This window comes from Acidaminococcus sp. HCP3S3_H5 (assembly GCF_052122235.1).
In the GTDB taxonomy this organism is placed as follows: Bacteria; Bacillota; Negativicutes; order Acidaminococcales; family Acidaminococcaceae; genus Acidaminococcus.
The window spans coordinates 20,968-45,457 of record NZ_JBQKCS010000003.1; the positions used below are offsets into that span (position 1 = coordinate 20,968).

General features: G+C 56.8%; 23 protein-coding genes. 2 read left to right on the forward strand and 21 right to left on the reverse strand.

Going from position 1 to position 24,490, the window contains the following annotated elements; all coding sequences use genetic code 11:
* The first annotated feature begins 12 nt into the window (after window positions 1-12).
* A complete protein-coding gene (locus ACTQY5_RS04190) occupies window positions 13-1,224 on the forward strand; it encodes an FprA family A-type flavoprotein (RefSeq protein ID WP_154488558.1) in 1,212 nt (403 codons plus the stop codon).
* 34 nt (window positions 1,225-1,258) lie between these two features.
* Here the strand turns inward: ACTQY5_RS04190 and tsaD are convergent, their stop codons facing one another.
* From tsaD to pepV, 13 genes are all read right to left on the reverse strand, one after another.
* Window positions 1,259-2,278 carry a tRNA (adenosine(37)-N6)-threonylcarbamoyltransferase complex transferase subunit TsaD gene (gene tsaD, locus ACTQY5_RS04195; protein WP_302158208.1) on the reverse strand — a complete coding sequence of 340 codons (1,020 nt, stop codon included), beginning with the start codon at window positions 2,276-2,278 and terminating at the stop codon, window positions 1,259-1,261.
* A 12-nt stretch (window positions 2,279-2,290) separates the two neighbouring features.
* Window positions 2,291-2,746 (reverse strand): ribosomal protein S18-alanine N-acetyltransferase, encoded by a 456-nt coding sequence (rimI, locus tag ACTQY5_RS04200; protein WP_441368846.1) that lies wholly within the window; start codon window positions 2,744-2,746, stop codon window positions 2,291-2,293.
* Entirely contained in the window at window positions 2,716-3,417 is a 702-nt protein-coding gene (gene tsaB / locus ACTQY5_RS04205) for a tRNA (adenosine(37)-N6)-threonylcarbamoyltransferase complex dimerization subunit type 1 TsaB (protein WP_441368847.1), read from the reverse strand. The genes rimI and tsaB overlap by 31 nt, the downstream gene beginning before the upstream one ends.
* A 4-nt stretch (window positions 3,418-3,421) precedes the next feature.
* Window positions 3,422-3,901 carry a tRNA (adenosine(37)-N6)-threonylcarbamoyltransferase complex ATPase subunit type 1 TsaE gene (tsaE, locus tag ACTQY5_RS04210; protein WP_154488555.1) on the reverse strand — a complete coding sequence of 160 codons (480 nt, stop codon included), beginning with the start codon at window positions 3,899-3,901 and terminating at the stop codon, window positions 3,422-3,424.
* Window positions 3,902-4,019: 118 nt separating this feature from the next.
* Window positions 4,020-5,579, reverse strand: coding sequence for a phosphoenolpyruvate carboxykinase (ATP) (gene pckA / locus ACTQY5_RS04215; protein WP_154488554.1), 1,560 nt, complete (start codon window positions 5,577-5,579; stop codon window positions 4,020-4,022).
* Window positions 5,580-5,742: 163 nt separating this feature from the next.
* The gene (locus tag ACTQY5_RS04220; protein ID WP_022487332.1) at window positions 5,743-6,876 is read right to left on the reverse strand and encodes an acyl-CoA dehydrogenase family protein; all 1,134 of its coding nucleotides are present in this window, start codon (window positions 6,874-6,876) and stop codon (window positions 5,743-5,745) included.
* A 57-nt stretch (window positions 6,877-6,933) separates the two neighbouring features.
* Complete coding sequence (locus tag ACTQY5_RS04225; RefSeq protein WP_022487333.1) at window positions 6,934-7,374, reverse strand: PaaI family thioesterase; 441 nt, start codon at window positions 7,372-7,374, stop codon at window positions 6,934-6,936.
* A 38-nt stretch (window positions 7,375-7,412) separates the two neighbouring features.
* On the reverse strand, window positions 7,413-7,997 hold the full coding sequence (locus ACTQY5_RS04230) for a 3D domain-containing protein (protein ID WP_022487334.1): 585 nt from the start codon (window positions 7,995-7,997) through the stop codon (window positions 7,413-7,415).
* Window positions 7,998-8,024: 27 nt separating this feature from the next.
* Window positions 8,025-9,923, reverse strand: coding sequence for a glutamine synthetase (locus ACTQY5_RS04235; RefSeq protein ID WP_288174503.1), 1,899 nt, complete (start codon window positions 9,921-9,923; stop codon window positions 8,025-8,027).
* Window positions 9,924-10,277: 354 nt separating this feature from the next.
* A complete protein-coding gene (locus ACTQY5_RS04240) occupies window positions 10,278-10,595 on the reverse strand; it encodes a DUF3870 domain-containing protein (RefSeq protein WP_022487336.1) in 318 nt (105 codons plus the stop codon).
* 237 nt (window positions 10,596-10,832) lie between these two features.
* Window positions 10,833-12,014, reverse strand: a complete 1,182-nt coding sequence (locus ACTQY5_RS04245; RefSeq protein ID WP_022487337.1) for a DUF819 family protein — start codon at window positions 12,012-12,014, stop codon at window positions 10,833-10,835.
* Between the two features lie 33 nt (window positions 12,015-12,047).
* Window positions 12,048-13,142 carry a dipeptide epimerase gene (locus tag ACTQY5_RS04250; RefSeq protein ID WP_022487338.1) on the reverse strand — a complete coding sequence of 365 codons (1,095 nt, stop codon included), beginning with the start codon at window positions 13,140-13,142 and terminating at the stop codon, window positions 12,048-12,050.
* A gap of 95 nt (window positions 13,143-13,237) precedes the next feature.
* Window positions 13,238-14,617, reverse strand: a complete 1,380-nt coding sequence (gene pepV, locus ACTQY5_RS04255; protein WP_022487339.1) for a dipeptidase PepV — start codon at window positions 14,615-14,617, stop codon at window positions 13,238-13,240.
* A 347-nt stretch (window positions 14,618-14,964) separates the two neighbouring features.
* Here pepV and ACTQY5_RS04260 point away from each other — a divergent pair, with 347 nt between their 5' ends.
* Entirely contained in the window at window positions 14,965-16,359 is a 1,395-nt protein-coding gene (locus ACTQY5_RS04260; RefSeq protein ID WP_441368848.1) for a serine hydrolase domain-containing protein, read from the forward strand.
* Window positions 16,360-16,394: 35 nt separating this feature from the next.
* Here the strand turns inward: ACTQY5_RS04260 and dusB are convergent, their stop codons facing one another.
* The 8 genes from dusB to ACTQY5_RS04300 all read right to left on the reverse strand — a co-directional run bounded on the left by dusB (window position 16,395) and on the right by ACTQY5_RS04300 (window position 24,467).
* Window positions 16,395-17,387 (reverse strand): tRNA dihydrouridine synthase DusB, encoded by a 993-nt coding sequence (gene dusB, locus ACTQY5_RS04265; RefSeq protein WP_302157603.1) that lies wholly within the window; start codon window positions 17,385-17,387, stop codon window positions 16,395-16,397.
* Window positions 17,388-17,651: 264 nt separating this feature from the next.
* Window positions 17,652-18,422 carry a type III pantothenate kinase gene (locus ACTQY5_RS04270; protein ID WP_154488552.1) on the reverse strand — a complete coding sequence of 257 codons (771 nt, stop codon included), beginning with the start codon at window positions 18,420-18,422 and terminating at the stop codon, window positions 17,652-17,654.
* Between the two features lie 228 nt (window positions 18,423-18,650).
* Window positions 18,651-19,211, reverse strand: a complete 561-nt coding sequence (locus tag ACTQY5_RS04275; protein WP_441368849.1) for a biotin transporter BioY — start codon at window positions 19,209-19,211, stop codon at window positions 18,651-18,653.
* On the reverse strand, window positions 19,208-20,203 hold the full coding sequence (locus tag ACTQY5_RS04280; protein WP_441368850.1) for a biotin--[acetyl-CoA-carboxylase] ligase: 996 nt from the start codon (window positions 20,201-20,203) through the stop codon (window positions 19,208-19,210). Before ACTQY5_RS04280 ends, ACTQY5_RS04275 begins: the two co-directional genes overlap by 4 nt.
* A gap of 152 nt (window positions 20,204-20,355) precedes the next feature.
* Complete coding sequence (ftsH, locus tag ACTQY5_RS04285; RefSeq protein WP_022487345.1) at window positions 20,356-22,293, reverse strand: ATP-dependent zinc metalloprotease FtsH; 1,938 nt, start codon at window positions 22,291-22,293, stop codon at window positions 20,356-20,358.
* 54 nt (window positions 22,294-22,347) lie between these two features.
* Entirely contained in the window at window positions 22,348-22,887 is a 540-nt protein-coding gene (gene hpt, locus ACTQY5_RS04290; protein ID WP_022487346.1) for a hypoxanthine phosphoribosyltransferase, read from the reverse strand.
* Window positions 22,871-23,923 carry a tRNA lysidine(34) synthetase TilS gene (gene tilS, locus ACTQY5_RS04295; RefSeq protein ID WP_441368851.1) on the reverse strand — a complete coding sequence of 351 codons (1,053 nt, stop codon included), beginning with the start codon at window positions 23,921-23,923 and terminating at the stop codon, window positions 22,871-22,873. The genes hpt and tilS overlap by 17 nt, the downstream gene beginning before the upstream one ends.
* A gap of 55 nt (window positions 23,924-23,978) precedes the next feature.
* Window positions 23,979-24,467 (reverse strand): S1 RNA-binding domain-containing protein, encoded by a 489-nt coding sequence (locus ACTQY5_RS04300; protein ID WP_022487348.1) that lies wholly within the window; start codon window positions 24,465-24,467, stop codon window positions 23,979-23,981.
* Window positions 24,468-24,490: the final 23 nt, after the last annotated feature.

A 24,490-nucleotide genomic window follows, 5' to 3' on the forward strand; every position in this document is an offset into this window, starting at 1 on the left:
AGGAGCATAACTATGGAATGTGTAAGAAAATTAACCAATGACTTATACTGGGTAGGGGCGGATGACCGCCGGCTGGCACTGTTTGAAAACATCCATCCCATTCCCCGGGGCGTTTCCTACAACTCCTATCTGCTGCTAGACGAAAAGACCGTGCTGTTCGACACTGCGGACTGGTCCGTATGCAAGCAGTTCCTGGAAAACGTGGAAGGTGTCCTGAAAGGCCGGAAACTGGACTACCTGATCATCAACCATGTGGAACCGGACCATGCGGCTTCCATCGAAGAAGTGCTGCTCCGGCACCCGGAAACCACGGTGATCAGCAATGAACAGGCCTTCACCCTGATGGACCAGTTTGGCTACCGGGTGGAAGGGGAAAAACAGATCGTGGTGAAAGAGGGCGACACCCAGAAGTTCGGAAAACACACCATCGCTTTTGTGGCCGCTCCCATGGTCCACTGGCCGGAAGCCATGGTCTCCTTCGACCTGACCACCGGTACCCTGTTCTCCGCCGATGCCTTCGGTTCCTTCGGAGCCCTGGGCGGCCGGATCTTCAACGACGAAGTGAACTTCGACCGGGACTGGCTGGATGATGCCCGCCGGTACTACACCAACATCGTAGGGAAATACGGACCCTTCGTGATGGACCTTCTGGGCAAGGCCAGCCAGCTGGACATCAAGATGATCTGCCCTCTCCACGGGCCGGTATGGCGGAACAACATCAAATACATCGTAGACAAGTACATCCATTGGGCCACCTATGAACCGGAAGAAAAAGGTGTGCTCCTGGTCTATGCCTCCATGTACGGCAACACCGAAAGCACTGCTTCCGTACTGGCGGCCAAGCTGGCGGAAAAGGGAATGACCAACATCCATATGTACGATGTGTCCAAAACGGACATTTCCTACCTGATCTCCGATGCCTTCAAATACAGCCATCTGGTACTGGCTTCCGTCACCTACAACCTGGGAATCTATCCCAAGATGCTGAACTTCCTGGAAGACATGAAGGCCCTGAACCTGCAGAAACGGATCGTGGGGATCATCGAAAACGGATCCTGGGCCTGCACCGTAGGCGGTCTCATGACGGAATTCCTGGAAAACAACATGAAGGCCATGACCGTCCTCCAGGACGGGGTGACCATCAACTCCCGGATGACCGGAGGCCAGGAACGGAGCATGAACGATCTGGTAGATGCCATTTTGAATTCCATGAAAGAAGCGTGAAAAAAGGGCTGTTGCTTATGCAACAGCCCTTTTTTTATTCCCCCAGCTTCAAACTGGGATCTGCGTTCAGGTCCAGGTTGGCGAAGTCCTGGTTCAGATACTGGTAGTAGCCCCGTACGCCGATCATCACCGCGTTGTCGGTGCAGAGTATGGGGGTGGGATGGACCAGTTCTGCTCCCGCTTCCCGGGCCCCCTGGGCCAGGGCTTCCTGGAGGCATTTGTTGGCGGACACCCCGCCGGCCAGGACAATCTTTTTCAGGCCTGTGGCCTGGATGGCTTCCTGGCTTTTCTTCACCAGCACGTCCACAATGGCCTGCTGGAAGGAGGCCGCCACATCTTCCCGGCGGAAGCCGCTTTTCCGCTGTTCTTCCGTATGGATGTGGTTGATCACGGCGCTTTTCAGGCCGCTGAAGCTGAAATCATAGCAGCCGGGCAGCAAAGGCCGGGGAAAATCCACCGCTGCCGGATTCCCGTTCCGGGCCAGCCGTTCGATTTCCGGGCCTCCCGGATAGGGCAGCCCCATGAACCGGGCGATTTTGTCAAAGGCCTCCCCTGCCGCATCGTCCCGGGTCTGGCCCAGGAGCCGGAAGGTGTTGTAATCTTCCACCACCAGAAGGGAGGTGTGTCCCCCGCTGACCACCAGGGCCAGGAAGGGAGGCTTCAGATCCGGATCCGCCAGGAAATTGGCGAATACATGGCCTTCCAGATGGTTCACCCCGATGAGAGGCTTCCCGCTGCCCAGTGCCAGCCCCTTGGCGGCAGAAAGGCCCACCAGCAGGGCGCCCACCAGCCCCGGTCCGTAGGTCACGGCAATGGCGTTCACGTCCTGGAGGGTCATTTTGGCGTCGGTAAGGGCCTTGTGGATCACCGGCATCACATGTTCGATATGTTTCCGGGAAGCGATTTCCGGCACCACGCCCCCGAACTTCCGGTGGACCAGGATCTGGGTGGATACCACATTGGACAATACCTCCCGTCCGTTCCGGATCACCGCTGCCGCCGTTTCGTCACAGCTGCTTTCGATTCCCAATATATTGATTGCTTTTTCCGTCATAATCTCCTCGATTTACAGGTCCCGGCGCATAAGCACCGCCGCTTCCCCGTTGTCTCCATAATACCCCGGCCGCCGGCCGCATTCGGTAAAGCCCAGATGGTCATAGGTCCGCCGGGCCGGGGTGTTCCCTTCCCGGACTTCCAGGGTCATTTCCACCGCTTCCAGACGGAGGGCTTCCGCCACCATGGCTTCCACCAGGGCCAGCCCCAGTTTTTCTCCCCGGCACCGGGGATCCACCGCCAGGCGCATGACCTGGGCTTCTCCCGCCACCAGCCAGAACCCACCAAAGGCCACCGGCACCCCGTCTTCTTCCAGGGCGATGTAATGGCTCAGCCGGCCTTCCAGTTCGTCTCCCCAGGTTTCTTCTGTCCAGGGTTCCCCAAAGGACCCTGCATCCAGAGGCAGCAGCCAGGACAGGTCGTTTCGGGTAAGGGGCCTTACCGTCCTTCCGGATGTCTCTTTTCCCATAATTCCTCCGCTTCCGACCGGCGAATGTAGAAGGGATCCATACCGAAATAGCTGTGGATGTCCCCTTCCGGCACATATTGGGCCGCACCCAGGATGGCCACGGAAGACCCTCTGGGCAGACGGGCGCTTTCCGGGGCCAGGGTCACCCGGTCACATTCTTCCGTCCCGGGCACCCGGTGGCATTCTCCCATAAGGATGGCCGGCTCCGAGCCCTCCTGGAGCTGGGCGGCCAGTTCTTTGGCAGGGGCGATCCGCACCGGTTCCATTTCTTCCAAATGGTCCCCGGTCCACCGGTAGCTGCCCACATACAGATTCCCCTTCTGGGCATCCAGCACCGGAGTCAGCCGGACTCCGGCCACCGGCAGGTTATAGGCAATGGCTGCCAGGGTATCCACCGCCACCAGGGGCCGTTCCAGGGCATAGGCCATGGCTTCTGCAGTGGCCATGCCGATCCGCAGACCGGTAAAAGAACCCGGGCCCCGGCTTACCGCCAAAAGGTCCAGATCCTCTTTTTTCACCCGGGCCATGGCCAGCAGGGTTTCCAGCTGGGGCACCAGACCTTCAGAATGGGTAAGCCCCACATTCACATCCAGGCTCCCCAGGATTTTCTTTCCGTCACAGACGGCCACGGAACACACCCGGGTCGCCGTATCAATTCCCAATGTCAGCACGATTTCAACCTTCCCGGCCCTTGGGAGCAAGGAGCGCCCGGGCCAATTCCTCATACCGTCTGCCGTGAGGGAGCAGTTCCACTTCCCGTCCCTCACCCTTGCGGGTAAATTTCAGTTCCAGATTTTCTTCCGGCATATAGTCCGGAAACAGTTCCGCCCATTCGATGAATGTGACCCCGTCTCCCCCGGCATATTCAGAGAACCCGATGTCTTCCAGTTCTTCCGGCCAGTTGATCCGGTACAGGTCGAAATGCTTGATGTTCAGCGTCTTCCCATGGTACACATTCATCAGGGAAAAAGTAGGGGAGGTGACTTCCTGAGGATCCACTCCCAGAGCCGTGGAGGCTGCGGTCACCAGACAGGTCTTGCCGGTCCCCAGGTCTCCGTTCAGCAGGAACACATCCCCTTCCCGGCACAGAGCCCCCAGGTTCCGTCCCAGAGTCTCTGTGGCCGCCGTATCCGCACAATAGACAGTTTCCGCCATACACTCACCGTCCTTCCAGTTCATTGCAATTTATAATTATAGCATAAAAAAAAGAGGGACGCACCTGCGTCCCTCTTTTTTTGTCAATGGTCAATAGGGGAAAGCTCCCCCTTCCCGCTTATTTCACCACCGGTCCGGCGGAGGCGATGTCTTCGGTTACTTCTCCCTGGAATTTCTTGAAGTTTTCCTGGAAGAGACGGGCCAGTTTCCGGGCGGTTTCGTCGTAAGCTCCCTTGTCTTCCCAGGTGCTCCGGGGATTCAGCACGTTGCTGGGCACATTGGGGCAGGATTTGGGAATGGAGACCCCGAACATGGGCATGGTGGTCCAGCCTTCCTTGCCCAGTTCCCCGTCCAGAGCCGCGTGGATCATGGCCCGGGTGTAGGCCAGCTTCATCCGTTTGCCAACCCCGTAGGGGCCGCCGCTCCAGCCGGTGTTCACCAGGTACACGTTGGTTTCATGCTTGGCGATCCGTTCTCCCAGCAGCTTGGCATAGGTCAGGGGAGGCAGCGGCAGGAAAGGCGCCCCGAAGGCCGTAGAGAAGGTGGCCTGGGGTTCCGTGATTCCCCGTTCCGTACCGGCCACCTTGCTGGTGTAGCCGGTAAGATAATGGTACATGGCCTGTTCTTTGGTGAGTTTGGAGATGGGAGGCAGCACCCCGAAAGCATCGGCGGTCAGGAAGATGATGTTCTTGGGATGGCCGGCCATGCTGGGCAGCTTGGCGTTGGGGATGTAGTTCAGGGGATAAGCCACCCGGGTGTTTTCCGTAATGCTGTTGTCGGAGAAATCCGGCACCCCGTTCTTGGGATCCACCACCACGTTTTCCATTACCGCACCGAACCGGACAGCCCGGTAAATTTCCGGCTGGCTGTCTTCCGTCAGGTCGATGCACTTGGCATAGCAGCCCCCTTCGATATTGAACACCCCGTTGTCTCCCCAGCCGTGTTCGTCATCCCCGATCAGGGAACGCTGAGGATCGGCGGACAGGGTGGTCTTGCCGGTACCGGACAGGCCGAAGAACAGGGCCACATCTCCTTTGTTCCCTTCGTTGCAGGAACAGTGCATGGTCAGGATGCCCTGACGGGGCAGCAGGTAGTTCATCACGGAGAAAATGGATTTCTTCAGTTCCCCGGCGTACATGCCACCGCCGATCAGGACCACTTTCTTGTCGAAGTTCAGGATGATGAAGGTTTCAGAATGGGTATGGTCCGTGGCCGGATCCGCTTCCACGCTGGGCAGGGAGATTACCGTGAAATCTTCCTGGACGGTGCTGGGTTCATCGGTCTTGATGAACAGCTGGCTGACGAAAACGGTCTGCCAGGCCATTTCGTTGATGAATTTCACCCGGATCTGGTATTTGGGGTCTGCCCCAGCCTTCACGTTCTTCACATAGACCTTGTGGGTCTTGATGAATTCTTCGCATTTGGCATAGAGCCGGTCGAAAGTTTCCTGGCTGCAGGGCTGGTTGTTGTTCCAGTTCACCACATCATGGGTCAGAGGGGTGTCCACAATGAATTTGTCCTTGGGAGAACGGCCCGTATGGGTCCCGGTGGTTACCCGCAGCGCACCCCGGTCGGAAAAGGTCCCTTCTCCGTTACGGATGGCTTCTTCAATCAATTCACGAACGCTCAAATCTCTTACAGTTTCTTTCGCTTCCGCTAACAATCCGGCACTGATCATTTGTTTTTTCCTCTCCTATATCCATCGATTGGACTCCATAGACGGAGGAGCCGCTTTATTGTATACATAGAACATTATAAGATATTTTGCCTGCCTTGACAACAGCGGTATTCAGAAAATTACAGCAGAAAAGGGCTGCTGCCCACGCAGCAACCCCTTTTCCTCAGTACAGGATCTTGTTTGCAATGACCATCCGCTGGATCTGGTTGGTGCCTTCGTAGATCTGGAGGATCTTGGCATCCCGCATTTTCTTTTCCATGGGATAATCTTTCATGTAGCCGTAGCCGCCCATGATCTGGACCGCATCGGTAGCCACTTCCATGGCCACATCGGAAGCGAAGCATTTGCTCATGGCTGCTTCCTTGCCGAATTCCACGCCCTGGTCACGCATCCAACAGGCTTTGTGGACCATGAGACGGGCGGTTTCCACTTTCATGGCCATATCGGCGATCATGGCCTGGACCATCTGGAAGGAAGCGATGGGCTGGCCGAACTGTCTCCGTTCCCGAGCGTAATGGGCGGCAATGTCCAGACAGGACTGGGCCAGCCCCACAGCCACAGCGGCCACGAAAGGACGGGCGCTGTCCAGAGTGTTCATGGCAATGCGGAAGCCCTGGCCTTCCCGGCCCACCCGCATGGATTCCGGAACCACCACATCTTCCAGGATCAGTTCACAGGTGTTGGAGGGACGGATCCCCATTTTGTCTTCTTTCCGGCCCACGCTGAAGCCCGGAGTGTCTTTGGGAACGATGAAAGCGGTCAGACCCCGGATGCCGCCGGTTTTCCGGGTGTTGGCGAACACCAGGAAGCTGTCGGCAATACCCCCGTTGGTGATGAACACTTTGTTCCCGTTCAGTACATAGTGATCCCCGTCTTTCACGGCTTTGGTGGCCACAGCCCCGGCATCAGAACCGGCTCCCGGTTCGGTAAGGGCGAAGGCGGCCAGTTTCCCGTCGTTGAGCAGGTCGCACTGATATTTTTTCTGTTCTTCATTGCCAGCCAGCAGAATGGGATAGGAAGCCAGTGCATTGGCGGCAATGGAGGTGGCGATGCCGGCGCAGCCTTTGCCCAGTTCTTCATAGATGGTGGCAATAGTAATGCTGTCCAGTCCAGGCCCGCCGTATTCTTCCGGAACAACCAGGTTCAGCAGGCCCATATCCCCTGCCTTCTTGAAGATTTCCGGTCTTGCATGATTTTCCCGGTCCATTTCTTCGGTATAGGGAACGATTTCCTTATCCACGAAATCCTTCACCATCGCCTGCAATTCCTGTTGCTCTTCGGTTAATGCGAAATCCATAAGGGTCCTCCTGTTTTATGGTTTATTCTCAATTTTAAGCCTAAATGTATGAATATTTTACCACTTTTTGGGTATTTCGTCAAAATGACCGATGACGAACATGGTCCCTGTTACATCGGCCATTTCCTTCCCGGTATGGTCATAGATCATTACCCGGGTCACCAGGGTGGAACGGCCGGCATGGATCAGGGAGGCTCTGGCCCAGACCTTTTCTTTGGCACTGGAATTGCTGATGAAGTTGATGGAACTGGACAGGGTGACCACCTTGCAGCCGATGCTGTAGCCCACCGCCCCCATGGCCGTATCCGCCAGGGTAAACAGGGCTCCTCCGTGGATCACTCCGTACCGGTTCCCGTGTTTGTGTTCCGGGTCCGCGTCCATGCTCAGTTCACAGTAGCCGCACTCCACTTTTTCCAGTTTCACGTCAGCCAGTTTCATGAAGCTGTTTTCTTCGAATTTTTTGACCATCCAGTTGGGGATTTCTTTTGCTGTCAGCACTGGTTCCACTCCTTTATTCCTGCTGTTTTGTCCGCTTTTTACAGTATATACACACGTACCCGCCGACGGCCCCATTCCAGCGCCTGTCCGCGGTTGTCAAAAGCCAGGTCGATCTTGTTGCCCTTGATGGCAGAGCCAATATCACAGGCAAGTCCTTCGCCGTAGCCCATTATGTACAGTCTTGTGCCCAGAGGGATCAGTACCGGATCCACTGCCACCACACCCCGGCGCATCATGGCACCTGTGTAGGTGACTCCTGTGACCCCGGGATCCTGAGGACTGTATCCTGTGGATTCCATGATCCAGATTTTCCGGAAATGACCGAAACTCAGGCCACTCTGTTTGCTCATTAAATTGTAAATGGACCAGGTCACATCCCCGGTCTGCGGTTTCCGATTCTTCTGTTGGAATTTTTTTACTGCAATCTGTGTCCCTGTTCCGAACTCTCCATCTATATCGCCGTTGTAGTAGTGCAGTTTGGACAACATAGCTTGTACTTCTTCCACCTTCTGACCCTTGGACCCCAGGACTGCCACCGGTTTTACGGCGGCAGCCCTGCCAGTCAGGGGCATCAGGAAGAGAAGCAGGAGCGCCAGCAGGAGACCAAAGGTCTTGCGTTGCACAGCGCGGCAGCCTCCTTTTCCATGATCTTACAGGATGTTGTTTTTATAATCGGTGTACAGGCCTTCCAGTTCTTCCATCTTGGCATCCAGAGTCTTCTGGAGGTCGGAGGCCTTGTCAAAGTCACCGGCAGCAAAGGCTTTGGCAATCTGGGTGAACAGGCTGGTGCTGGTGTCCGTATCTTTGGCGATCAGGACCCGCAGTTCCTGGACTCTCTGCCACATGCCGTCATCCCAGGCGGTGCTGCTTTCGCTGGTCACCGGTTTCATGGCCACCACTTTGGCCCGGTAGTCAGGGATGATGTGTTTCAGCAGTTCGGTCTGCCAACGGATCAGGGCACCCTCTTCGAAGGATTTCAGGTAAACCGGTTTGATGATGTCGCCGGCAGTGAGCACGGCCACCTTTTCCGGATACTTGTCGAAAGCCTTGCAGTTTTCCCAAACCGTTGCAGGGGGAGCTCCGAAGTATTTGTTCCGTTCTTCTTCGGTGTAGTCTTCGAATACATCGTTTTCAGAACGGTATTCTCTGTCTTTTTCCAGATAGAAGCCGTCTTCACCGGACTTCTTGGACAGTTCCGCACACAGTTCATCCGTGCTCTTGCCGGAAGCCAGGGCAGCCTTGATGCCGTCCAGGGCAGCCATGTAGAAGCCTGCCAGAGCCATGTAGGTGTTGGTGAAGGGGTTGGGAGCCCGCATTTCGAAACGGGTGGCCTTGGGGTTGTCCAGGTCGCGGATCAGGCCGGCCAGGATGGTACGGTTCCGGGAGGGGACGTCCGGAGCGATGCCCAGGGAGGTTACGATGCAGATAGGAGCTTCGAACCCGGGTTTCAGCCGTTTGAAAGCGTCGGTGGTGCAGGAAACGATGGGGTTCAGCACTTCATAGTTCTTCAGGATGCCCATCAGTGCCCCATATCCTACAGCGGACAGGAAATCTTTGGTCATGTCGGCCGGGCTCATCAGGTTGTAGAATTTGCCATCCTTGGTGAGGCAGCCCAGGCCCACATGGGTGTGTTCGCCGCTGCCGGCAACCCCCACGATGGGTTTGGCCAGGAAGGAAACTTCCAGTCCGTTGGCACGGAACACTTCCTTCACAATGGTGCGAACCAGGATTTCGTTGTCAGCAGCCTGGAGGCCGGTGGAATATTTCCAGTCGATTTCCAGCTGTTCATTGACATGGGTCATGTTGCCGTTGGCATCCAGCTGACCCCGGACACCGCCCACTTCTTTGTGGCCCATTTCCGGTTCCAGGCCATAGTAGCCCAGGATCTCCACAGCCTGTTCCAGAGCGGTACGAACGTTGCCCCGGGTACGGGCCCAGTACTGTTCCTGCATGATCTGGGAGGAGGACAGGGCTTCGGTGGAAACGTCTTCCGTAGGGGTCTTCACCCAGAATTCCAGTTCCGTAGCGGAAGTGGAAGTGATCTTTTCCACATCTTCCGGGGCAAAGGCCAGGCCGGGGACTTTCCCTTCGGCTTTCATGGCTTTCAGGATTTCATCCCCTACATAGCGGAGGGTTTCCTTCAGCAGGTACCGGGAATCCACAAATTCCCCATTGTGTTTCAGGAAACAGGGAACACGCAGGGTGCCCACCATTTTCCCGGTCTCCGGATCGATGTGTTCCATGTTGTAGTCCACGAACCAGTTCACGGACAGGTCTGCCACCATGTCCACCCGGGCATCGTTCAGAGAGGCAACCCCGGGCAGCACTACGGAAGAACCGTCAGTCTGGGCGGTATGGCTGTAGAGCATGGTTTCCATGTTGTTCAGCAGTGCGCTGATGGGTACCTTTTCGTCGGTGTCGTTGCCGGCGAAGTCAATGCCCATGAAGGACACAAATTTAATCTCAGGATGTTGAGCGAGCAGTACGCGTAAGGTTTCCGGTTCCAATTCACTGGGTTTAATCACGTAAAGCAGATCTTTTTCGTACATAATCATGTACCCCTTTCCCCTCGAAAGTTCTTTTTGAATACCTGGCCTGGACTGGAACAGAGCCCCTGTTTGCAGGTGTGTCTCCATCCCTTTTGAATCTTGCCTTACCAAAACCTGTATCCTTTGGTCTTTGATTACGTGGTTTATTATAACACAAAAGTTTCCCATCGCCTAGAGGAAAATGGGATTTTCTCGAATAATTTTATTCAGCAATATATGATTGTTCGAATTTATGTCTTTTCAAGAGAACTTTTACAATTTTTTCAGGATAAAAAGAGGTCGAATAGGGAGAACTCCGAACTTTAGCAGAGTAAAAAGGGGCTGCTGCAATGCAGCAGCCCCGGTCGCGGGCCACTACTTCCCCACTATCTGCCGGTAATGCTGGCGGGCGTCACGGTAGGCGGCCAGGATGGCCTTTCCGGAGGAGCCGAAATACCGCCGGGTCACTTCCTGTTCCAGGAACTGGGATTCCTCCAGGATGGAATGGTTCAGGAACAGTTTCCGGATGAAGTTCCGGGTCAGCTCCAGGGTGGCGTTGCAGTCCACCTCCACGATTTCCCCGGTCTGTTCCACCACCTCAAAGGCCATGTAGAACACCCCGTAGATCTTGGTAATGGCATTGTCCATATTGGTCCGGGCTTCCCCGGTAAGGTAAAGGGTTCGTTTGTCCATGTGACTGTGCTCCTTTGGTTGCACTGGTACTGTAAAGGCAGCAGGCGTCAGCCCCGGCAGATATCCGCCCTTTTCAAGGGCGGGGAACCGTTGCGCTTGCGCAATGGTGGTGGGTTAGCAGCCGCTGGCTGCGTTTCCATTCGAAAAATTTGCCTGCAAATTTTTACATCCGGCCGCTGACCGCTGACAAATAAAGGGGTGCTGCACCCAACGTGCAGCACCCCTTTATTATACCAATTACGCCATCATTTTCAAAACATACCCGCAGATCAGTCCGGCGAAGTTCCCTATGGCAGCCCCCAGGACCCCCATCAGGACCCCGATGCCGGCATAGGATTCGTTGTAGGCGGACGCCACGATAGGTGCGGAGGCCGCCCCGCCGATGTTGGCCAGGGAGGCGGTGGAAACCATGCACAGATCCCAGTGGAACAGCTTGGACAGGATGTACATGCCGATCACATGGACCACCAGGATGAAGAACCCGTACACCACCCACATGGGAGCACTCAACAGGTCCGTTACGGAAGCAGTGGAAGCCAGCAGGGACACCACTGCATACAGGTACACACTGGAAAGTTCTTCCACAGCAGGGACCTTGCCCAGAGGGCTCATGGCACAAATCAGGCCCAGGACAGTGACGAACACGGTGGTCATGGTCCCTTTGTCGAACATGGCCAGTCCCACACCCTTCAGCATGGTGTTGAGAGAAGCCCCCACGCTCTGGGCAATGGCAGACACCAGCAGGGAAACACCGATCAGGAAGATCCAGTCAGCCGCCGATGCCTTTTTCTTTTCCTTGGCCACTTCCGCAGCTGCTGCATCAGCCACTGCCTGGAGTTTGGACGTATCCGCCTTCACCGAGTTGTTCCATTTGTCCGCATGTTTCACCATCAGGAGCAGCAGGGCGATCCACACGGAATAGCACACGGTATCCAGGGCCAGGGCGCAGCTGTAGGCACCCGCATCCACCGGCAGTGCCGCCTGCATGGCCGCCATGTTGGCGGAGCCCCCTACCCAGGAAGCGTACAGGGCCGCCACAGCGCCCCAGGTGTCATGGCCCAGGAAGCCTTTGAAAATGGGGTAGCCCACCACAAAGCCGATGAACAATGTCACGGAGCAGCCCAGGAAGATGGCCACCATCCGGCCTCCCAGTTTGGCCAGTTTCCGGAAGTCGCACCGAAGCAGCATCACAAAGATCATGGCATACAGCAGGTTGTTCTTCAGGGCCTTGTAGGCTGCGGACACTTCCTTGGAATGGTACAGGCCCATGGTGCAGAAAATCATGTTCAGCACATAGATCCACACCAGAGGGGGCACCAGGTTGAAGATCTTCCACTTGGTATACTTTTCCAGTGCCAGCAGGACCCCTGCCAGGCACATGAGGAAGGCAATGTAGGTAAAACCGTTGGTGATGACCATAGAAATCTCCCCTTTCTTTTCCCCGTCAGGAGGCTAGTCGTCCAGATACCGGATGCCCCGGACCCCGGTGACACCCAGCCCCGGCCCGTCGCTGACCGTGATTTCCTTTTCGTTGAAGACGGCGCCGCCTTCCACCGGATCTTCGGAACAGAGCACCGGCCCGTCCAGATCCACCCGGGTAATGATTTTCCGGGCACAGGCCAGGTGCACCGCCGCATTGACGCTGACCTTGGCCTCCAGCATGCATCCGATCATGCACTCCACCCCGCAGACTTCCGCCAGGGTGGCGATTTTCAGGGCGTTGGTAAGACCGCCGCATTTCATCAATTTGATGTTGATCAGGTCCGCCGCCTGCATCTGGACGATTTTCAGAGCGTCCTCTACGGAGAACACCGCTTCGTCGGCCAGTACCGGCACATAGGACCGTTCCGTGACGTATTTCAGCCCTTCCAGGTCGTGGGCCTTTACCGGCTGTTCCACCAGTTCGATATCCAGGCCCTTTTCCTGCATCTGGTTCAGCAGGCGTACTGCCTGTTTGGGGCTCCAGGCCTGGTTGGCATCGATGCGGATCCGGATGTCCGGCCCCACAGCCTTCCGGATGGCGGCCAGCCGGGCCACATCCAGGGACGGATCGATGCCCACCTTCACTTTCAGGGTGTCATAGCCCCGTTCCAGGGCATTCACTGCATCCCGGGCCATTTCTTCTGGGGGATTCACGCTGATGGTGATGTCCGTAACGATCTTGTTCCGGGCGCCTCCCAGCATTTTGTACACCGGAATCCCGTACTTCTTGCCGTACAGGTCCCACAGGGCCATGTCCGCCGCAGCCTTGGCACTGGAATTCTTCACGATGCAGTCCTGGACCGCCCGGGTGATATCTTCGAAGTCATCCACGTCCCGGCCCACCAGGGTCTTGCTGATATGATCCTGGAAGGCGCCAATGATGGCTCCGGTGGTATCTCCGGTAATGACTCCCGTTGGGGGCGCTTCCCCGAATCCCACCTCACCGGTATCCGTGTGGATCTCCACAATGATATCCTCCACACTGTTGACCTGCCGCAAAGCGGTTTTGAACGGTACCCGAAGGGGAACGGAAATCCGTCCCAGGCGAACTTTCGTGATTTTCATTGGCTTTCCCTCCTTAATTGCACAACCATTGTTCTTCATTGAAAGCCAGCGAGACTGGCTTCCTCCGGCCGCTGACCGTTGACAGCTGACCGCCTTTATTTCGCCAGCCGGTACAGAGCCTCCGCATAGATCTTGGCGTTGAGCACCAGTTTGTCGATTTCCCAGTATTCATTAGGCAGGTGTTCCCGCACTGCATCCCCCGGGAAAATAGGCCCGAAGGCCACAATATTGGGGATGCTCTTGGCGTAGGTGCCGCCTCCGATGCAGATGGTCTTCGGTTCAAAGTCCGTCAGTTCTCCGTACACCTGGAGCAGGGTCTGGATGTAGTCGGTTTTGGGATCCACATACAGGGATTTCTTGTGGGTTTCGCCGACCTTCCGGAACCCGGCTTCTGCGAACTGGGCATCCAGTTTGGGAGCACAGTCCTCATAGGATTTGGTCACCGGATACCGGTAGTTGATCTTCAAGGTCAGTTTCCCAGCGTCTCCGGCAATAACCCCCAGGTTGAAGGACAGCTTCCCGGAATCCGGATCCTCCAGGCAGATGCCCAGGGATTCCCCGTGGATCTCCGTACCGATCTTTTGACCCAGGAACGCCAGTGCCTGATGGAGATCATCCCCAAAGGGCAGTTCCGCCAGAGCAGCCAGGAGACGGCCGATGGCATTTTCTCCCTTTTCCGGAGAAGCTGCATGGGCCTGGACTCCCTGGGCAGTGACTTTCAACCCTTCCGGGATTACTTCCCACTGGACCTTGGGATCCTTTTCTCCATATTTTTCCAGGATCTTGGCGGCTTCTGCAGGCGCGCACTGGATGGTGGCGGAAGCCAGGGCCGGCACCACGTTGAAGGCGGAGCCCCCTTTGATTTCCTTCAGAACCAGACCACCCTCCTGGGTGTAGGCCCGTTCAAAGGTTACGTTGATGATGCCTTTTTCCCCGTTGATCACCGGGTATTCTCCATCGGGGGTGAACCCGCACACAGGGATTTCCCCGCCTTTTTCCAGGTAATGCTTCATGTCCTGGCTGCCGGTTTCCTCGTTGGTACCAAAGAGGATCCGGATCCGCCGTTTCAGGGGAGCCCCGCTGTCCTTCAGGGCCTTCAGGGCATAGAGGGCGGCGGTGGTGGGGCCTTTGTCATCCATGGTGCCCCGGCCGTAGACGTTTTCTCCGTCCGCTTCCCCGCTGTAGGGATCCTTCGTCCAGCCGTCCCCTTCCGGCACCACATCCAGATGCCCCAGGACGGCTACCATTTCCGGTCCTTCCCCGTATTCACACCAACCCATATAGTTGTCCACATTTTCCGTGCGGAAGCCCATTTTGGCCGCTTCTTCCAGCATATAGGCCAGGCATCGGGCCGGACCTTCCCCGAAAGGCTTGCCGGGCACAGCCGGTTCCTGGACACTTTTGATCCGGACGGCTTCCTGCAGGGTTTTCACCATGGCTTCCCGATTGTTGTCTACCAGTTTTGCTAAATTCATTGTACGACCTCCTGATGTTTTTCCCTCAGAGCCTGCTGCCGGGGTACAAAAAAGCCCAGCAAAGGCGCAGCAAAACCACTCTGCCCCATGCTGGGTCTCACAATGCTCCCTGAGCTATTGGCCATAGCCCACACAAAATGAAACAGCATTCTCTATGGGTCTTACAACTTAAGTTTACCGTATCCGCCCGTCTGCTGTCAATGAAGTATTCCGATTTTTTAACATTATATAGTATGCTGTATACATGTTGACTGTCTTTTTGTTCACCGGTATAATGGGTACTGGTAGTGACGGAAAAGCCTGATTTTTCCGTCGAAATTCCGGAACTGTTCAAAGGAGGTCTTTTTATGCAAACGAAGCACCATCTGAAATGGCTGGCGGCCCTGGGGCTGTGTGCCGCCGTGCTCATGCCCCAGTACGCCCTGGCCCGGAAGGCCATGGATCCCAAGGCGGCCAAAGCCCTGTCCGCCCAGCTGGATGAAATGGTGGGCCATGACGGCACCCATGTACCCGGCCTGGGAGTGGAAGTGTACAAGAACGGAAAGAAAGTCTACACCCATTTTGCCGGACACCGGTATTTTGCAGAAAAGCCCGGCCAGAAAGACCTGCCCATCACTCCGGATACCCGGTTCCGGGCGGCCTCCGTCTCCAAGATGTTCACCGGCTTTACCATCATGCAGCTGGTGGATGAGGGGAAGCTCCGGCTGGACCAGGATGTAAGCGAGATCCTGGGCTTCCCTCTCCGGAATCCCAACTATCCGGACACCCCCATTACCGTCCGGATGCTCCTAAGCCACACCTCCAGTCTCCGGGACGGGAAGCTCTATGCCATTCCCCCGGAATACTCCGTCCGGGAATTTTTCGTGAAGGACGGGAAGTTCTATGAAAACGGGGACCATTTTGCTCCCGCCGGCCAGGCTCCCCGGGAATACTTCAAGTACTCCAACATCAACTACGGCCTTCTGGGTACCATCATCGAAAAAGTCACCGGGGAACGGTTCGATCTGTACCAGAAAAAGCACATCCTGAAGGACCTGGACATCAAGGCGGACTACACTGTGGGGAACCTTTCCAAAGGAGCCTTCAAAAACCTGGGGGTGATCTACCAGAAGAACAGCAATGGGAAATGGGATGAACAGGGGCCCTGGATCCCTCAGATTGATGACTACCAGGGGAAACAGCCTCCCAAAGACCAGGTGAAGGTCCAGAACCCGGACCACCGGGACCTGGATGCCTTCTACAGCCTGAAGGACTACCAGCCCGGCACCAACGCCACCTTCTTCTCCCCGCAGGGGGGCCTGCGGATCTCCTACGACGAACTGGGCCATGCCCTCCAGATGGTCCTGAACAACGGGAAGTACAAAGGTAGACAGGTGCTCCGGCCCGAGGCCCTGCGGGAAATGATGACCACCCAGTGGACCTGGGATCCGGCCAGGAAGAACGGGAACACCTACGGAGGCTCCATCGAGGCCTACGGCCTGGCCATGTATCCCATCAAGGGCAGCGGCACCTCCCGGGTGGTGAAAGACCATGAACTGGACCTGTGGGGCCACACCGGGGAAGCCTACGGCCTCCTGTCCGGCCTGTTCGTGGTCCCCGGCACCAAAAACGGGTTCATCTACATGATGAACGGAGAAGCGGTGGCCGAAGACGAGGACCCCAGGAGCGAAGGAAAATTCAGCGGGAACTATGTGTGGGAAGAGAATATCATGAATGCCATTTGTTACAAGGCGTTCTTTTGAAAAAAGGGACTGTGAAAAAATGATTTCTCATTTTTTCACAGTCCCTTTTCCAATTCCCCCTCATACTCCTCCAGCACCTGCTCAAAGGCTTCTTTTGTCAGGCACTGGTTGATGGCGTTCCGGTAGTGGGCGCTGTGAGGGAGACCAGTGAAGTAGCAGGCTCCATGGTGGCGCATTTCCCGGATGGCCACTTTTTCTCCCTTGAAGGCAATCAGGTCCCGGAGATGGCGCCGGACCATGGCAAACCGTTCCTCCAGGGTCACGGCTGGAATGGGTTTCCCGGCCAGGGCCGCCTTCACTTCCCGGAAGATCCAGGGATTTCCCTGGGCTCCCCGGGCGATCATGATTCCGTCACAGTGGGTGGTCTCCCACAGGGCCAGAGCATCCCGGGCGGTGAACACATCTCCGTTCCCCAGTACGGGAATGGACACGGCCTCCTTGACCTGGCGGATAATGTCCCAGTCCGCCTTTCCGCTGTAGAACTGCCCCCGGGTACGGCCATGGACTGCCACTGCCGCCACGCCGGCCTTTTCTGCCAGTCGTGCGATCTCCACCGCATTCCGGTGTTCCTCATCCCAGCCGGCCCGGAACTTCACCGTCACCGGCAGGTCCACCGCATCCACCAGAGCCGCCAGACAGGCATAGGCCCGTTCGGGGTCCTTCATCAGGGCGGACCCTTCCCCATTGGCCACGATTTTGTGCACCGGGCAGCCCATGTTGAAGTCGATGATGTCCGCCCCGTGTTCCGCCACGATTTTCGCACCCCGGGCCAATTCCTCCGGCACCGAACCGAACAGCTGGATGGCCACCGGATGCTCCCGGGGATCCACTTCCAACATGGCAAAGGTCTTGGGGTTCCTGAACAGCAAAGCCTTGGCGCTGACCATCTCCGAAACCGTGTAATCCGCCCCCAGCTCCCGGCAGATCACCCGGAAAGGAAGATCCGTAACCCCGGCCATAGGGGCAAGGGCGATGGGGAGCCGGGTCGGGAGGAGGGTTTGCAGCGTTTTTTCGATGTGAGTTGTCATTTAGGAGTGCTCCTTTACTGATTGTCAATGGTCAATTGTCAATGGCCGAATGAAAGCAGGAAGCAGCAATTCACTGCTTCCTGCTTTTGAATCTGTTCCTTGTAAAGAACTGTCTGAAAGAAAGCCAAGGCGAAAACTCAATAACAACTGAGTTTCCACTTCCAGACAGAAACAGTCATTCCGTTTTCAATTTTTCAAAGCCAACGAAAGTTGGCTTCCTTCGGCCATTGACCATTGACAGCTGACCGTGACCCGCGACCGCCTTTATTTGTTCATCTCATGCAGAATCCGCAGGCCTTCCAGGGTGAGGAAGGGTTCTACTACGTCTACCTGGTCGGATTCGCTGGCCATCAGTTTGCCAAAGCCTCCGGTGGCTACTACAAAGGCCTGGCCTCCCAGTTCTTTTTTCATCCGGGTGATCAGGCCGTCCATCTGGCCCACAAAGCCGTAAATCACGCCGGACCGCATGGCGTGAATGGTGTCCCGGCAGATTGCCTTGGGGGGCTTGATCAGTTCGATCCGGGGCAGCTTGGCCGCTTTCTGGAACAGGGCTTCAGTGGAAATGCCAATGCCCGGGGCAATGGCGCCACCCAGGTATTCCCCGGCAGGGGTCAGGGCGCAGAAAGTGGTGGCGGTGCCGAAGTCGATGATGATCAGATTCCCCTTGTCCCCGTACATGTTGTGGGCAGCCACTGCGTTGACGATCCGGTCGGCCCCGATCTGGGAGGGATCATCGTAATCCAGTTTCAGACCGGTTTTGATTTCGCTGGTGACCACAAAGGGAGTGATGCTGAAGAAACGCTTGCACATGTTGCACAGGGGTACCAGAAGAGGCGGCACTACGGTGGAAATGATGATGTTTTCGATATCCTTCATATCCATACCGCTGTAGGCAAACATGCTGCCCAGGATGATGCCGAATTCATCGGAAGTCCGGGAGCGGCTGCTGGAAATTCTCCAGTGTGCCTGCCAGGTATTGCCGTCGTGAACCCCTACTACGATGTTGGTGTTGCCAACATCCATGACCATTAACATGGTGAAAACCCTCCATATCGGTTTCTAGAATGACCGGCCTGGGAATCCCTCAGAAGCACCCTGCAGCAGGGCTCCCGGCATTCTCTCTCCGTACAGGTCCGGTCCATAAACGACTTTATTATAGGGGCAACGGGGGGAGTTGTCAAGGAAAAGGGGGTAATGCTGTATGGAACATACAGCATTACCCCCTTTGTCAGCAGTCAGCAGTCAACGGTCAATTGACCGCCTTTACTCCCACATCCCCCCTGCCTTCAGGGCCCGGCGAATGCGGGTGCCCAGGAAGGCGGTGATCAGGGCTTTTACGATGTCCAGGGGCAGGAAGGGGGCCACGGACAGAGCCAGGGTCTTTTCCCAGGTCATGGGCTTGTGGAGGAAAAAGGCAAAGCTCAGTTTAAAGCCGATGGCTCCGATGATGTAGCACACCACCGTCACCCCGGCCAGGGCCAGGAAGTTCTTCCACAGCCTGTCCCCGGCCCAGGATCCCCGGCTGATCTTCCCGGCCAGCCAGGCCACCACCGGGAAGCTGAGGATGAAGCCCCCGGTGGGCCCTGCCAGCATGACGATGCCGGCCTGTCCCTGGTTGAATACGGGCAGTCCCACACAGCCCAGGACCATCCATACCAGCACGCTGGCCGGTCCCCACACCGGTCCCAGCAGGAACCCGGCCAGGAGCACCATCAGAGTCTGGAGGGTCACCGGCACCGGTCCCAGGGGAATGGTCACATAGGAACTGAGGATGATCAAAGCGGTGAACAGCCCGGCTCCCATCATGTTTCTGGTCCGGTTCATGCGTATTTCCCCTTTCCCTGGGCCGGACGAATGGAAACATCCCCGGCCAGGACGGTTTCCACCGTACCGTCCTCTTTCTTCACCTGGAGAGCCCCGGTATCATCGATGTCCAGGGCCGTCCCCACATAGGTCTTGTCCGGTGCGATCACCTTCACCTGTTTTCCCAGGGTGATAGAATATTTCCGCCACTGGTCCAGGATGGGGCCGAATCCTTCCCGGCAGGCAATGTCATAATAGTATTCCAGATAATCCAGCACCTTGGCCAGGAGGGCCACCCGGTCCACCGGTTTTTCCGCTGCATCGGCAATGGAAATGGCGGCGGCCCGGAGTTCTTCCGGCACCATCTCTTTAGGCACGCACACATTGATGCCGATGCCCACCACCAGATAGTTGATGTGGCCGAATTCCGCACTCATTTCCGTAAGGATCCCCACCAGCTTCTTCCCGTTCAGCAGCACATCGTTGGGCCACTTGATCCTGGCATCCACCTGGCAGACTTCCCGGATGGCCCGGACCACCGCCACGGCGCTGAGCAGGGTCATTTTGGGGGCTTCCTGGGGCAGGAAGGTGGGCTTCAGCAGCAGGGAGAACCACAGGCCCTTGCCTTTGGGGCTGAACCAGCCCCGGGCCAGCCGTCCCTTGCCCCCGGTCTGTTCTTCCGCCACACAGACGGTGCCGTCGGCGACGTTTTTGTCCGCCAGCTTCTTCAATACTTCGTTGGAGCTGGTGACGCTTTCCTCATAACAGATGGACCGGCCCACGAACCGGGTATGGAGATGAGCCATGATTTCCGAAGGCAGCAGTTTGTCCGGCACGGAAGTGAGTACATAGCCTTTTTTGGTGAACGCTTCGATGCCGTAGCCTTCCTTTTTCAGGGTCTGGATATGCTTCCAGATGGCCGTCCGGGTGATTCCCAGCTGTTTGGCCAGTTCCTCGCCGGAAACCGGTTCCGGCGCTTTTTTACGAAGGATGTTCAGGATTTCAGTACGCATGACAGTCTTCCTTTCGTTCCCTGTTGGGAGAAGTATGTTAACGCAATTGCTTGGATAAAGGGCTGTTGCCTGAGCAACAGCCCTTTCTTGTCAGCAGTCAACAGTCAGCGGTCAGCGGCCGTTGACAGGCTGCTGCCAAGGCAACAGCCTTTTTACGCCTGAGGCACTTCTTTCGGTACCGGCGCCATCACGGGTTCTTCGGCCGGTTCTTCGGCTGGGACCGGTCCGATGGGAGCCGGGGTACCGTCGGCGGGCTTCTTGGGTTCTTCCTGAGGCGGCACTTCGCCTTTTTCCAGGATATGGCCGTATTTCAGCAGTTCCTGGATCTCGTGGCCTTCCAGGGTCTCCCGTTCCATCAGGTTCTGGGCGATCAGGTGCAGCTTGTCCATATGGTCGGTGAGCAGCTTCACGGTGCCTTCGTAGGCTTCGTCGATGAACCGGCGGATTTCCCCGTCGATCTGGGCTGCCACTTTTTCACTGTAGTCGTTCTGCCGACCGATGTCCCGGCCCAGGAACACCTGTTCCTGCCGGTGGCCGAAGGTCACAGCCCCCAGCACATCGCTCATGCCGTATTCGCAGGTCATCCGCCGGGCCAGTTCCGTAGCCCGCTGGAGGTCGCTGCTGGCCCCGCTGGAAATCTCATGGAGCACCAGGGCTTCCGCCACACGGCCCCCCAGGAGCACCTTCAGCTGATCCAGCATTTCACTGCGGGTGGCATAATACCGGTCTTCCGTAGGCAGGCTCAAGGTATAGCCACCGGCACGGCCTCTGGGGATGATGGTCACCTTGTGCACCGGATCCGTATGGTCCAGGAGCATCCCCACCAGGGTATGGCCCCCTTCATGGTAGGCGGTGAGCTTCTTCTCTTCGTCGGTGATCACCCGGCTCTTCCGTTCCGGACCCATCATCACCCGTTCCGCGGCTTCTTCCAGGTCGCTCATGGTGATGGTCACCTGGTTGTGCCGTGCGGCCAGCAGGGCCCCTTCGTTCACCAGGTTGGCCAAGTCAGCCCCGGTAAAACCCGGGGTCTGCCGGGCAATGACTCCCAGATCCACAGAAGGATCGATGGGTTTGCCTTTGGTGTGGACCCGGAGGATGGCCCGGCGTCCCCGGATATCCGGCTTGTCCACCACAATCTGCCGGTCGAACCGGCCCGGACGCAGCAGTGCCGGATCCAGGATATCCGGACGGTTGGTGGCGGCGATCATGATGATCCCTTCGTTGGCACCGAACCCGTCCATTTCCACCAGCAGCTGGTTCAGGGTCTGTTCCCGTTCATCATGGCCCCCGCCCAGGCCGGCGCCTCTCTGGCGGCCTACGGCGTCGATTTCGTCGATGAACACAATGCAGGGAGCGTTTTTCTTGGCCTGGTCGAACAGGTCACGGACACGGGAGGCCCCCACCCCCACGAACATTTCCACAAAGTCAGATCCGGAGATGCTGAAGAAAGGCACCCCCGCTTCCCCGGCCACGGCTTTGGCCAGGAGGGTCTTCCCGGTACCGGGAGGTCCGTAGAGCAGCACCCCTTTGGGGATCTTGGCTCCCAGCTGGTTGTACTTCTGGGGGGCCTTCAGGAATTCCACCACTTCTTCCAGTTCCTGTTTGGCTTCATCAGCCCCGGCTACATCCTTGAAGGTGACCCGGCTCTTGCCGTCCCCATAAAGCTTGGCCTTGCTCTTGCCGAAGCTCATGACCCGGCTGCCGCCCCCCTGGGCGTTGTTCATCATGAAGAACCAGAGGATCACGATGACCACCATGGGCAGGAGAGAAGTCAGGATATTGCTGAGCATGGAAGGCTGGGGCGGCAGTTCCGCCTTGATTTCCACATCCCGGGCCCGGAGGGTATCCACCAGTTTGTCATCCCGGGGCGCAATGGTGGTGAAGTCGGCACCGTTTTTCAGCTTGCCTTTGATCACCGAATTGTCCACAATGGTTACACTCTTCACTTCATCCTGCTGGACTTCCTTGATGAAGTTGCTGTAGCTCATTTCGTTCTTAGGAGTGCTGGAGGCATTGTAATAATCGTAGATCCAGACCCCTACAATGACAATGAGCAGGTAAAATACCAGATTACGGATAAACTTACTCACACTAGAGCTCCTTTCCTGTCTGAACCATTCCGGGAAGGACCGGCAGACATGGAATTATTTTTCATAGACGGACCGTTTCAGGATACCGATATAGGGCAGGTTCCGGTATTCTTCGTCGTAATCCAGGCCGAAGCCCACCACGAATTCATCGGGAATCTCGAACCCGGCATAGTCCGGCAGCACCTTCACCAGCCGGCGTTCCTTCTTGTCCAGCATGGCTGCCACTTTCAGGGTCTTGGGATTCCGGTTCCGGAACAGTTCTCCCACTTCCTTCAGGGTGAGTCCGGTGTCGATCACATCGTCCACCAGCAGCACGTTTTTGCCGGCGATGTTCCGGGAGGTATCATAGTCGATGTCCACTTTGCCGGAAGATTTGGTGCCGGAACCGTAGGAAGAGGCCTTGATGAAGTCAATCCGCACCGGCACGGTGATGTGCTGAGTCAGTTCCGTAAGGAAATAGGCAGCCCCCTTCAAAAGGCCAATGACCACCAGTTCTTCTCCGGCATAATCCTTGCTGATCTGGGCGCCCATTTCAGCGATCCGGGCTTTTAAGGTTTTCTCATCGATCAGGACTCTTTCAAGATTTTCGTTCATTTCTCTGACGCTCCTTTTGTGCTAGCTTGGCGGCCCGTTCTTCTTCCCGGGACCGCTGGTTTTTTCCCACCATCAGCCGGCCGTTCAGATAGATCAGCCGGACACCGCCGGGGACATCCAGGGACTTGTTGCCCACGCCCCGTTCAATCATTTCCAATATTTTGCGGACATGATCATAACTCATTTCCGCTCCGCCCACCCGACGGACCAGGATCCGGATCACCCGGCTCTGGAGAGCCAGGGGCAGGGCGGCAAAATCCTTCTCCACCTTGATATCCCAGGTGTCGAACACTTCCCGGCCGTAGGCACCGATGTACCGGCCGGCCAGTTTTTCCAGATAGGCCTCATCGCTGGCAGCCAGAGCCGCCGCCTGGGCCAGCTGCTTCCGGATCTGGGGATTCTGGGTCTCCAGAAGGGGCAGCAGGGTCTTCCGGACCCAGTTCCGCTTCAGGCTCTGGTTCTCATTGGAACTGTCCTCACACCAGGCAAGGCCCATTTCCTCACAGTAGGCTTCCGTATCCCGCCGGGTGATTTCCAGAAAGGGACGGGCCAGATATCCGCTTACCGGCAGCATTCCCCGCATCCCCCGGGTACCGGCGCCCCGTACCAGATTCAGGAGCACGGTTTCCGCCTGGTCATCCTGATGATGGGCCAGGAAAATGGCAGCGGCACCGGTTTCCTGCCGGACCTTTTCCAGGGCTCCATACCGGAGCTTCCGGGCCGCCTCCTCCAGGGAAAGCCCTTCCCCTTCCGCCAGGGACCGGACATCCACATCCACCCGCCGGAAGGCCAGGCCCCGGTTCCGGCAGTACTCTTCCGCCTGCCGGGCATCCTGTTCCGCTTCCTCCCCCCGGAGATGGTGCTGGACATGAACTGCCAGCACATCCACCCCGTCTTCTTCTCCCTGGGAGGCCATCACATCAGTGAGGCACAGGGAATCCGCTCCGCCGCTTAAGGCGGCGATGACTTTCGTCCCCGGTTTCCACAGGGGGGACTGGGCCACCAGCTGCCGCAGGCTGTTTTCCAAAATACTCAACGTTTTCACCTTCTAATTAAAAAAGGTACTTCCGAGGAAGTACCTTTTGTGTTCATCAATCTCCTCTGCGAGCACCACGGCCGCCCCGTTTGGACTCCGTATTCCGTTTCAGATCCAGCAGACGATCATCGCTTTCCTTCAGGAACCGGGAAAGCTTGTCCTCGAAGCTCATGGGACCCTGGGCCCGGGGAGCTCCATGGAAGGGTTTGCTCTCGAACCGCTTCTTCCCTTCGAACCGTTTGTTTTCGAAGTGTCTGTTTTCAAAATGTCTGTTTTCTCCCGCCGGTTTCCGTTCCGGTGCAGGAGCAGGAGGCATCAGGGCTTTCAGGGACAGGCCGATTTTCCCCTTGTCGTCAATGGAAACCACCTTGACGGTAACCTTATCCTTTACCTTGAGGAAATCATGTACATCTTTGACGAAGACATTGGAAACCTCAGAAATGTGAATCAGACCAACCTTATTTTCGGGCAATGACACAAAAGCACCAAAATTCGTAATCCCGGTGACAATACCATCAACAACTGCGCCTTTTTCCAAAGCCATAAGTCAAAGACATCCTCCTTTAA

Coding starts and splice junctions, on each gene's coding strand:
- ACTQY5_RS04190 (WP_154488558.1), top strand. CDS start 13: ATGGAATGTGTAAGAAAATTAACCAATGACTTATACTGGGTAGGGGCG.
- tsaD (WP_302158208.1), bottom strand. CDS start 2,278: ATGACGGAAAAAGCAATCAATATATTGGGAATCGAAAGCAGCTGTGAC.
- rimI (WP_441368846.1), bottom strand. CDS start 2,746: ATGGGAAAAGAGACATCCGGAAGGACGGTAAGGCCCCTTACCCGAAAC.
- tsaE (WP_154488555.1), bottom strand. CDS start 3,901: ATGGCGGAAACTGTCTATTGTGCGGATACGGCGGCCACAGAGACTCTG.
- pckA (WP_154488554.1), bottom strand. CDS start 5,579: ATGATCAGTGCCGGATTGTTAGCGGAAGCGAAAGAAACTGTAAGAGAT.
- ACTQY5_RS04220 (WP_022487332.1), bottom strand. CDS start 6,876: ATGGATTTCGCATTAACCGAAGAGCAACAGGAATTGCAGGCGATGGTG.
- ACTQY5_RS04235 (WP_288174503.1), bottom strand. CDS start 9,923: ATGTACGAAAAAGATCTGCTTTACGTGATTAAACCCAGTGAATTGGAA.
- ACTQY5_RS04240 (WP_022487336.1), bottom strand. CDS start 10,595: ATGGACAAACGAACCCTTTACCTTACCGGGGAAGCCCGGACCAATATG.
- ACTQY5_RS04245 (WP_022487337.1), bottom strand. CDS start 12,014: ATGGTCATCACCAACGGTTTTACCTACATTGCCTTCCTCATGTGCCTG.
- ACTQY5_RS04250 (WP_022487338.1), bottom strand. CDS start 13,142: ATGAAAATCACGAAAGTTCGCCTGGGACGGATTTCCGTTCCCCTTCGG.
- pepV (WP_022487339.1), bottom strand. CDS start 14,617: ATGAATTTAGCAAAACTGGTAGACAACAATCGGGAAGCCATGGTGAAA.
- ACTQY5_RS04260 (WP_441368848.1), top strand. CDS start 14,965: ATGCAAACGAAGCACCATCTGAAATGGCTGGCGGCCCTGGGGCTGTGT.
- dusB (WP_302157603.1), bottom strand. CDS start 17,387: ATGACAACTCACATCGAAAAAACGCTGCAAACCCTCCTCCCGACCCGG.
- ACTQY5_RS04270 (WP_154488552.1), bottom strand. CDS start 18,422: ATGTTAATGGTCATGGATGTTGGCAACACCAACATCGTAGTAGGGGTT.
- ACTQY5_RS04275 (WP_441368849.1), bottom strand. CDS start 19,211: ATGAACCGGACCAGAAACATGATGGGAGCCGGGCTGTTCACCGCTTTG.
- ACTQY5_RS04280 (WP_441368850.1), bottom strand. CDS start 20,203: ATGCGTACTGAAATCCTGAACATCCTTCGTAAAAAAGCGCCGGAACCG.
- hpt (WP_022487346.1), bottom strand. CDS start 22,887: ATGAACGAAAATCTTGAAAGAGTCCTGATCGATGAGAAAACCTTAAAA.
- ACTQY5_RS04300 (WP_022487348.1), bottom strand. CDS start 24,467: ATGGCTTTGGAAAAAGGCGCAGTTGTTGATGGTATTGTCACCGGGATT.